Raw genomic sequence first — 8,483 nt, 5'->3', positions numbered from 1 at the left:
AATATTCCGTTCGCTTTGTGGTAAGGCTTGCTGCCTGTAATCCGCTGCGGGCGACCGGGCAAAGGGCGCCGGGCCGCGCCCTCTGCACTCCCTGCCTTGCGACAAGCCTGCCCGCCGCTCCGCGGTACCTTCACTCACTCATGTGTCCTTTACGGACCGGTCATGATTCGCTCCTGCTCAGCATGACCTCTCGCCGCGTCCCTGCGGCTCGTCCTGGCCACATTCACTCGCTCAGCGGTGCGATGTCGCCCGACCAACGGTGTTGGCATCCGCGGAAAAGCGGATTGTGGTTTTGTTTTAAAACCGAAGGACAGTGGCGATGCCCGGAGAACAGGTTTTGGGGCGCTATACGCAGCGCCGAACGCAGAGTGACGGCCAGGCTGAGCCGGCAGGGACGCCGGCGAAAGCACGGCTGAGCCAGGACGGCGAATCCGGGCGGGCCGTCAGGCCGGAGGCTACTGACGCAGGCTCCACTACAATACGACACCGGGTGAAGCAGCTTCGCGCAGACCCTGTCAGGGTACTATTTGACCTCACACAACAGCACTGGCACAGGGGATCCTGGCATCCACTCAGACACGACCTGACTATGAATTCTGTTGATGGCGTCGTCTGGCGAATAAACGACCTCAAGAGGATCTTTTTACGATCCTGTAAAATACAGGCCACAGCCCTCACTTTTCCCCGGCGCTGACTGCTTTTTGTTTATACAGCCAAACCATCTTATAATCCCTTCAGTTCACATGGTTACTTCACGAATGCAAGGATGATAAATGACTAACCAGACCACACCCGCCGGCAACAATACAACAACCACCCGCCTGAAATTACAGTCCACCGGCGTCACAGCATACTGCACCTTTGGACCCGCACTCTATTTTCATCCCGACAGCGAAAGCCTGATTGCCGTTGATGCCTGTGATAACGATGCCATTGAGCGGGAGCATGGCCGGCTGGAAAAGCTGCTGGCTACCCGTATCGATGCTCAACTGCGCATTGACGACCTCACGCAGCAAATTACCCGCCTCGACTGGCATCAGGTCGCTGAGCGCAACCGCCTCGAATCACGGCTGAAACAGGAATATCAGCAGCTCGACGGGGCCATCGGAGCGCTGAGAAGCGAGCTTCAGGATCTCACCCCGGCCAGCCAGCTTCCGCAGGCCACACTGCTGGATGATAACGCCAAAAAGAGTGCCATCGGCATTATGGAGATGATCGAAATCCGGGGCAAAGGCTACCGCGGCGGGCGTTACACCTATGTCCGCTCCGATAAAATCCGCAGTCACTGGCGGCGCTATCGACTGAACGACGGCGAAAAACAGCCGGCGACAAAGAGTTTTATGAAAACCGTCAGTCATACCGGTGAAGATGGCGTCACCCGTACGCGGCAGGAAATCGATACGGAGAAGCTGAAGTCACAGCTGGCAAAAGTAAAACCCTCCATGACCGTCCGGGAACAGAAGCTGATTGATGACCATGTGGATGTACTCACGGACTGGGCAAGAGAACTGAATGACAGCCTGAAAGAACATGCTGAATCGGAAAGCGGCAACATCGTTTTTGACGGACAGGCCCAGCTGATGCGCTGGACCTACGGCGCCGGCCTCAAAGGCTCCCTGAACCCGTTTGAATACGACATCCGCACCGGTAAGGTAAAACCCACCGCCACGGCCAGCGGAAAACTGAGCGCCTACGCCAGCCTTGCGCTGGCCGAAGCGAAAAGTACCGCAAAAGTTTACTGGCCTGACTATGCCGGAACCCGTATCTGCTACCCGCTGGACCCGGCACGCATCCCCGGTGGCGGCATGGGGCTGCTCGGCATTCTGCGCTTTGATTTCGAACTGGCCCTGTCCGGCAGTATCGGGGCCAGTCTGGGTATCGAGGCCGGTGTCAGCTTCTCCGGGAATGTGGTAAAGGGACTCCCCGTCAAGGCCACGCCGACCGGCACGCCTGGGCAATGGCGCAATGTTGATATTTCAAAAGCAGCAGAAGAAGTAAAGCCTGGTGCAGAACTGAGCCTGTTTGCCGGTGCGGAAGTCGGGACCAATCTCACCGGAAAAATGGTCTGGCTCAACCCCGACCAGGCCGGTAAGGGAAGTGATAAATTCACCTCCCTGGCAAAAGTGGCTGTAGGTGTAACAGGACAGGCCGGCCTGGGTACGAGCGGCAGCATGAAATTCAGCTGGACGGACGGCAAGGTTCGCATTCTGATTAAAGGCGGCATCTGCTACGGCCTCGGCGCAAAAGGCTCAGTGGCTTTAGATGTCGACGGGCAGGCCATCATGGACGAATTTATGCCCTGCTTCACCTACATGCTGCGCAATGCCGACTACACCCGCCTGATGAGTATCATGCTGGAAGATGATTATCGTTACTTCTGTGCTATCCCGTTACTCGCAGGCATGTACAGTCTGAACAGAGTCATTGATGCCGGTGATGAAATCATTGATTCATTAAAAATGGGCTGGGACAATAAGGAGGCCCGCGTAAGGCTGATGGAAAAAATACTCGATAATGATGACTACCTGAAATACGCCCCGCCGGAAAGCAAAGGTGCCGCCATCGCCGCCCTGATTGAGACCAGTTTCTGGGATGAAGTTGCCAGTCCGGCCAGCCATCGGGGGGAAGCCTGCGAGGGCGGCACCACCTTTGCCAGCCGGAAGCGCGCTATTCTTGCCGTCCTGCGCTGGGTGCAGTCAAAGCGTGAGTACGAGAATATCATGCAGCACCTTTCCACCACGATTGGCGAAAAAGGCGACTGGAAAGCCAACGAGGGCCGCGTTATCATGTTTCTGGCTAAAGGTGAGCAACCGCGTGAATACGGATACGATGCCAGGTTCATTCCGGGCGCACCGAAGGTCATCATCACCCCCAGCCACTACGCGGAAAATCTGCACGCCATTTACACCCATTTGCCGGATGCCCCCGCAGTTTCTCCGGGTCACTCGAACGAATTCATGCTCCCCCTCACGCCTGTGTCACCGTCACTCCTGCACAGCTGTACCACCTACATCATTACCCAACACGGACGATAAACCATGACCGGACAGACTCTTTCACGCCTTAGCCTGACAGCACTGGTTCTGGTCGTCATCACCGGCTGTCGTGATGAACAAAAAAATAAAGCCGACCAGGACGCACTGGTCCGTACTTCACTGGATAATCTGGTGACAGTGAAAGGCGGTGAGTTTCAGATGGGAGATTTTGGCCCTCTGGTGGCTGAAAAACTGCCCTACAACTTCGACCTGGACACTCCCCTTCATCCGGTTACGCTGTCCGACTTCCGTATCGGGAAATACCGCGTCACCTGGGGAGAGTTTAATCGCTGGCTCGTTATTCAGGGGCGGGATAAGAACGTCATCTACCAGACGATTTTTCAGGGAAAATATTTCAGTAAAGAAGACAAAGCTGCGCTGGGGGAAATATATCCTGCCACGGCAAGCTGGCAGGACGCCCGCGAATACTGCCAGTGGCTAGGGAAAGTAAGTAACCGCAGCATGGACCTGCCCACCGAAGCGCAGTGGGAATACGCCGCCCGCAGCAGGGGACAGTTTCTGATTTACGGTAACAGCACTAACCGCTGGTACTACGATTACGACAACGCCCGTAACTTTACCTCCAGCATGCACAAAAAACCTGTCGGTAGTTTCCCTCCCAATCCTCTTGGTCTCTACGACATGATGGGAAACGGCGCTGACTGGGTAAAAGACTGGTATGCGAAAGACTACTACAGTCATTCACCCGAAAACGATCCGCAGGGGCCGGCATCCGGTGAGAAAAAAGTACGTAGGGGTCTTATTGCCGGCACTGATTCCTATACGATAACCCGCAACAGTAAAAAGCCAGATAGCGAATGGGGTTCGGAATTCCGCTGCGTGGAGAACAGTCCTTTGAAGTGATGAAATTAAACATAACCCCCCTTACCGGCACCGCCCCGGATGCACTCAGCACGATTTTCAGCCCTGAGCTATATAAATGTATCTTTCTCCGGAATCGCGCTGAGAGATTTTCAGGGGTATGCACCGGAGTGACTGACGGCAGGCTTCATCCTGAATTCAGGACGAAACCGTCAAAAAAACGGACTGACGTATCCCCTCAGCGCAGGAACGGCCCGGGCCTTGACCCGGTGAACTCCCCCTCCTGGCGCACCGCTGCCCGATCTGCCTGCATTTTTTCAGCGTAACGCTGCGCCCCTGTCTGCGGCTCGTCCTGGACGCATTCATTCGCTCATCGGTGCGATATCGCGATAATTCGCCGGGATGTGTTCCCGGAGACAATCGGGGGGATTTTTGTCTCAGGTCTATGGGTAAGGAATCTGGTTATTGTTTTTTATCTCAGAAAAGGAATATTCAGTTTGTTTGCGGTTTTTTATTATCAGTACAGTGAGTATTCCGTTCGTTTTTTTTTCAGGCAGGCTGATCTTACCTGGCATTGGTGGGCACGCGACTAAGTGAGTAAACTCTTAATCAGAGGTGACTCAAATGATAAAATCCGTATCAACCACCAAAAAACCGGAAACAGCATACGCCTGAATTCCGCCGAAACGTGAACGCCACTGATAAAAACTGGCATTGCTCATGCTATGTTCGCACCACAATCCGGGCACCGGCGTTCCTGCCCCGGCGTGTTTCAGAATGGCCATAATCTGACTGTAAGACGTGATTTTTTCATAGAAATCTACTCAGTTCAGACTACGAGAAAATTCTACGGCTGAACACAGCGGTCTTTCGGGAAGATGACCGTAGCGCAGCAGGTATTTGAGCAAACTATGAAAAACACTAAACGACGGATGTAGTGGGCAGTCAGTAATGATAACGGCAAGATGCTATCAACAGAGAATCATCGCTTACAGCGTAAACAAATCGATGTTCTGCCGTTATCCTTCGGGACCAAAACCCCGCAAGATTATATTTAAGTGGCTCTGGTTTACCCTTCCCCTCAAACGGAGTTCTGCTGGCATCTTTGATAAGTTCATTGATCTTTTTAACTGTCTTTTTATCCGCATTTTGCCAGTAAAGATAATCTTCCCACGCTTCTTCAGACCAAATCAGTTTCACTCAATGACATTCCTTTCTACACCATTGCCATTTTTCAGGCTATCGACTGAATCCATTAGTCGGCGGGCATTTTTGGGAGAGCGCAATAAATAAGCGGTTTCTTCAAGTGAATTGAATTCCTCAAGAGACATCAACACACATGATTCACCGTTCTGCCGGGTGATCAGGATAGGGGATCTATCTTCAACAGTCTGAATCATTGTTGCAGAGAGATTTTGACGTGCTTCACTGTAGCTGACAGCTTTCATTTTACATACTTCCATCAATATCATTGTACATTTCAATGTACAATTAAAGTGGTTGCTTGTAAAACGGTATTTGCCATAACACCCGTTACGTGAACCACCTCAGACGCCCTGAGACCGTTTTTACGGGGTAAGGCATAAAAACGGCTGATAGCAGGTTTGGGACCTTAACACGGTAACTGAAACTACTTCACGTATGACGGGCGGAACCTGCTCAGAGCTGATAACCGGGAAACCGGAGGAGCTTTTTATTATCAGACCGGTGAATATTCCGTTCGCTTTGTGGTAAGGCTTGCTGCCTGCACCCCGCCGCGGGCGACCGGGCAAAGGGCGCCAGGCCGCGCCCTCTGCACTCCCTGCCTTGCGACAAACCTGCCCGCCGCTGCGCGGTACCTTCACTCACTCATATGTCCTTTACGGACCGGTCATGATTCGCTCCTGCTCAGCATGACCTCTCGCCGCGTCCATGCGGCTCGTCCTGGCCACATTCACTCGCTCAGCGATGCGATGTCGCCCGACCAACGGTGTTGGCATCCGCGGAAAAGCGGATTGTGGTTTTGTTTTAAAACCGAAGGACAGTGGCGATGCCCGGATAGAAGGTTTTGGGGCGCTATCCGCAGCGCCGAACGCAGAGTGACGGCCAGGCAGAGCCGGCAGGGACGCCGGCGAAAGCACGGCTGAGCCCGGACGGCGAATCCGGGCGGGCCGTCAGGCCGGAGCGATAAGTGAGGGGACAGCGAGGACCTGCGCCAGGCGCGGATTGTTAAGGCCCGCGCCTTCGGGTCTTAACCCGGCCGCCGCCATGCGCCAACTGAAACTACTTCACGTATGACGGGCGGAATCTGCTCAGAGCGGATACACGGGAAACCGGAGGAGTTTTTTATTATCAGCACGGTGAATATTCCGTTCGCTTTGTGGTAAGGCTTGCTATCTGTAATCCGCTGCGGGCGACCGGGCAACGGTGTTGGCATCCGCGGAAAAGCAGGTGTGTTTTTTACAGTAAAAGGAAAGCTGGACAGCAATGAATAGGAAATAACTTTTTCCCGATGCCTGTAAGCTACATAAAGTCTTTACTTTGACTTTGGTGCGGGAAGAAAAAGACATCCATAACTGAATCTTTATTTTAAATAATAGTGGGGTCGGCAGGTATCGCTTCGAGCGCAACACCTACAGCCTCTTGCAGTTCTGTCAGGGTGTACCCATCATGGGCCTGAATGGCCAAACCTTGCATTACGACTGTAATGAAAAGGGACAGGCGCTCGGCCTCTTGTATGGATACCCGGTTAAGTAGTTTGTCCCTGAGTAAGCATCGAAATTCATAACGACGCTGAACAAGTTCCTTCGCCAGATCGGTATTGTCAGGATGACTGGTAATCATACCGGTATTGAGCATACAGCCGATCTCACCTTCCGGGTCGAGTAATCCCCGTGCTGTGCCATCGAGCAGAAGGTAAATAGCATCCCGCAGAGATACCGTCTTATCCATAAATGAAAGGTCTGTGGTTCCCCGAAGTTCTTCGTATCGGTCCAGCGCTTCACGATAGAGCGCAGCTTTGTTACCGAACGCAGCATATAAGCTTGGTGCTGCGACACCTAATGTGGCCGTAAGCTGCTGGAAAGAAACCCCCTCATAGCCATATCGCCAGAACAAGCGCATGGCAGTATCCAATGCTTTTTCCCGATCAAATCCACGTGGCCGACCAGACTGTCTATCTTTTGATAATTTCATAAAGATCATTTAACAATGTTTGACAGTACAAATCAATCGCCTATTCTTTAATGGTCATTAAATAATAGGAGGTTCTATGCCATCACCATCAATAAATGCTGTAGCTGTTATTACCGGAGCGTCTTCCGGGATCGGAGCCGTTTACGCCGATCGACTGGCTAAGCGGGGTTATGACCTTATACTGGTTGCACGTCGGATCGAACGCTTACGGAACCTGAAAGAGGTATTGTCAGCCAGGTATCAGATAAACGTCCAGGTGATCGAAGCCGACCTGACCGTAGAGAATGACCTGGTACAGGTCGAGCACGTTCTGCGATCTGATGAACGCATAGCCGTGCTCGTGAACAATGCAGGCAATGGCAAGCTAAGTGGTACCGTTGCTATGTCTGATGCCGATACAGCCTCTACGATAGCGCTCAACATCGTAGCACCCACCCGGCTGGCTCGCGCTATACTGCCTGCATTCATCGGGCGGAATGCAGGCAGTATCATCAACGTATCCTCGGTAATGGCATTCCATGCTCTGCCTGTCACGACACTTTACAGCGCTACTAAGAGCTATTTACTGATGTTCAGTCGCGGGTTACAAACTGAACTGGCGGAAACAGATATCCGTGTTCAGGCTGTTCTGCCTGCAGGGACGGCGACTGAGTTTTATGAACATTCCGGTGTCCCGCTTTCAGCTTTCGATCCGTCGGTTGTTATGACTACCGAAAGTCTGGTCGATGCCGCGCTTGCTGGTTTCGATGCAGGTGAGAAGGTTACGCTTCCATCGGTCCACGATACTGCTCTCTGGACGGCTTACGATGAGGCACAGGAAGCACTGTTCGGCGCTACGCAAACCGGTATTCCGGCACCGCGCTATTCTCATGCGATTCCGGCTGAATAATACGTGGAGGGTAAGACCCCGCTTAACAAGCGCCTTAAACTTTCTACAGACGTAAAAAAACCCGCCGGAGCGGGTTTCTTAAAATATGGTCGGCGAGAGAGGATTATTCCCCTTCGGGCCGTTGCTACGCAACGTTGTCTCGCTTCGCTCGGCTCAAACCTCCTTCGGAGGTTCTCATCCTGTTGACTACAGATGTAAAAAAACCCGCCGGAGCGAGTTTCTTAAAATATGGTCGGCGAGAGAGGATTATTCCCCTTCGGGCCGTTGCTGCGCAACGTTGTCTCGCTTCGCTCGGCTCAAACCTCCTTCGGAGGTTCTCATCCTGTTGACTACAGACGTAAAAAAACCCGCCGGAGCGGGTTTCTTCGAATATGGTCGGCGAGAGAGGATTCGAACCTCCGACCCACTGGTCCCAAACCAGTTGCGCTACCAAGCTGCGCTACTCGCCGAAATACTGCATCTCTTTCTTATTCTTTGCCTGGTGCGAAGAGAGGGACTTGAACCCTCACGTCCGTTAAGACACTAACACCTGAAGCTAGCGCGTCTACCAATTCCGCCACCTT

General features: G+C 52.9%; 6 protein-coding genes, 1 tRNA gene, 2 other RNA genes and 1 pseudogene. 3 read left to right on the top strand and 7 right to left on the bottom strand.

Going from position 1 to position 8,483, the window contains the following annotated elements:
• The first annotated feature begins 773 nt into the window (after window positions 1–773).
• Together GTPT_RS03930 and GTPT_RS03925 are read left to right on the top strand one after the other, a co-directional pair.
• Window positions 774–3,035: a hypothetical protein gene (locus GTPT_RS03930; protein WP_029991717.1), complete on the top strand. Its 2,262-nt coding sequence runs from the start codon at window positions 774–776 to the stop codon at window positions 3,033–3,035.
• Between the two features lie 3 nt (window positions 3,036–3,038).
• On the top strand, window positions 3,039–3,899 hold the full coding sequence (locus tag GTPT_RS03925; protein WP_029991718.1) for a formylglycine-generating enzyme family protein: 861 nt from the start codon (window positions 3,039–3,041) through the stop codon (window positions 3,897–3,899).
• A gap of 614 nt (window positions 3,900–4,513) precedes the next feature.
• Here GTPT_RS03925 and GTPT_RS17420 read toward each other — a convergent pair.
• The 4 genes and pseudogenes from GTPT_RS17420 to GTPT_RS03910 all read right to left on the bottom strand — a co-directional run.
• Window positions 4,514–4,642 (bottom strand): annotated as a pseudogene (locus GTPT_RS17420) (IS3 family transposase); the annotation flags it as partial.
• 160 nt (window positions 4,643–4,802) lie between these two features.
• Window positions 4,803–5,057 (bottom strand): Txe/YoeB family addiction module toxin, encoded by a 255-nt coding sequence (locus GTPT_RS03920; RefSeq protein ID WP_025904159.1) that lies wholly within the window; start codon window positions 5,055–5,057, stop codon window positions 4,803–4,805.
• The gene (gene yefM, locus GTPT_RS03915; RefSeq protein ID WP_029991719.1) at window positions 5,054–5,305 is read right to left on the bottom strand and encodes a YoeB-YefM toxin-antitoxin system antitoxin YefM; all 252 of its coding nucleotides are present in this window, start codon (window positions 5,303–5,305) and stop codon (window positions 5,054–5,056) included. The genes GTPT_RS03920 and yefM overlap by 4 nt, the downstream gene beginning before the upstream one ends.
• 1,120 nt (window positions 5,306–6,425) lie before the next feature.
• Window positions 6,426–7,031, bottom strand: a complete 606-nt coding sequence (locus tag GTPT_RS03910; protein WP_029991720.1) for a TetR/AcrR family transcriptional regulator — start codon at window positions 7,029–7,031, stop codon at window positions 6,426–6,428.
• A 76-nt stretch (window positions 7,032–7,107) separates the two neighbouring features.
• On the opposite strand from GTPT_RS03910, the gene GTPT_RS03905 reads away from it, so the two are divergent.
• Entirely contained in the window at window positions 7,108–7,920 is an 813-nt protein-coding gene (locus GTPT_RS03905; RefSeq protein WP_029991721.1) for an SDR family NAD(P)-dependent oxidoreductase, read from the top strand.
• An 86-nt stretch (window positions 7,921–8,006) separates the two neighbouring features.
• On the opposite strand, the gene GTPT_RS16925 is transcribed toward GTPT_RS03905, so the two are convergent.
• The 3 genes from GTPT_RS16925 to GTPT_RS03900 form a co-directional block, all read right to left on the bottom strand.
• A non-coding RNA gene (locus GTPT_RS16925) (RtT sRNA) lies at window positions 8,007–8,119 on the bottom strand.
• Window positions 8,120–8,149: 30 nt separating this feature from the next.
• Window positions 8,150–8,262: non-coding RNA, RtT sRNA (locus GTPT_RS16920), on the bottom strand.
• 30 nt (window positions 8,263–8,292) lie between these two features.
• Window positions 8,293–8,369, bottom strand: a tRNA-Pro gene (locus GTPT_RS03900).
• Window positions 8,370–8,483 lie beyond the last annotated feature (114 nt).

Origin of the sequence: Tatumella ptyseos ATCC 33301 (genome assembly GCF_000735525.1) — a bacterium.
GTDB lineage: Bacteria > Pseudomonadota > Gammaproteobacteria > Enterobacterales > Enterobacteriaceae > Tatumella > Tatumella ptyseos.
Note: the sequence above shows the minus strand (reverse complement) of the source record. Positions and strands in the feature narration are given on the sequence as shown.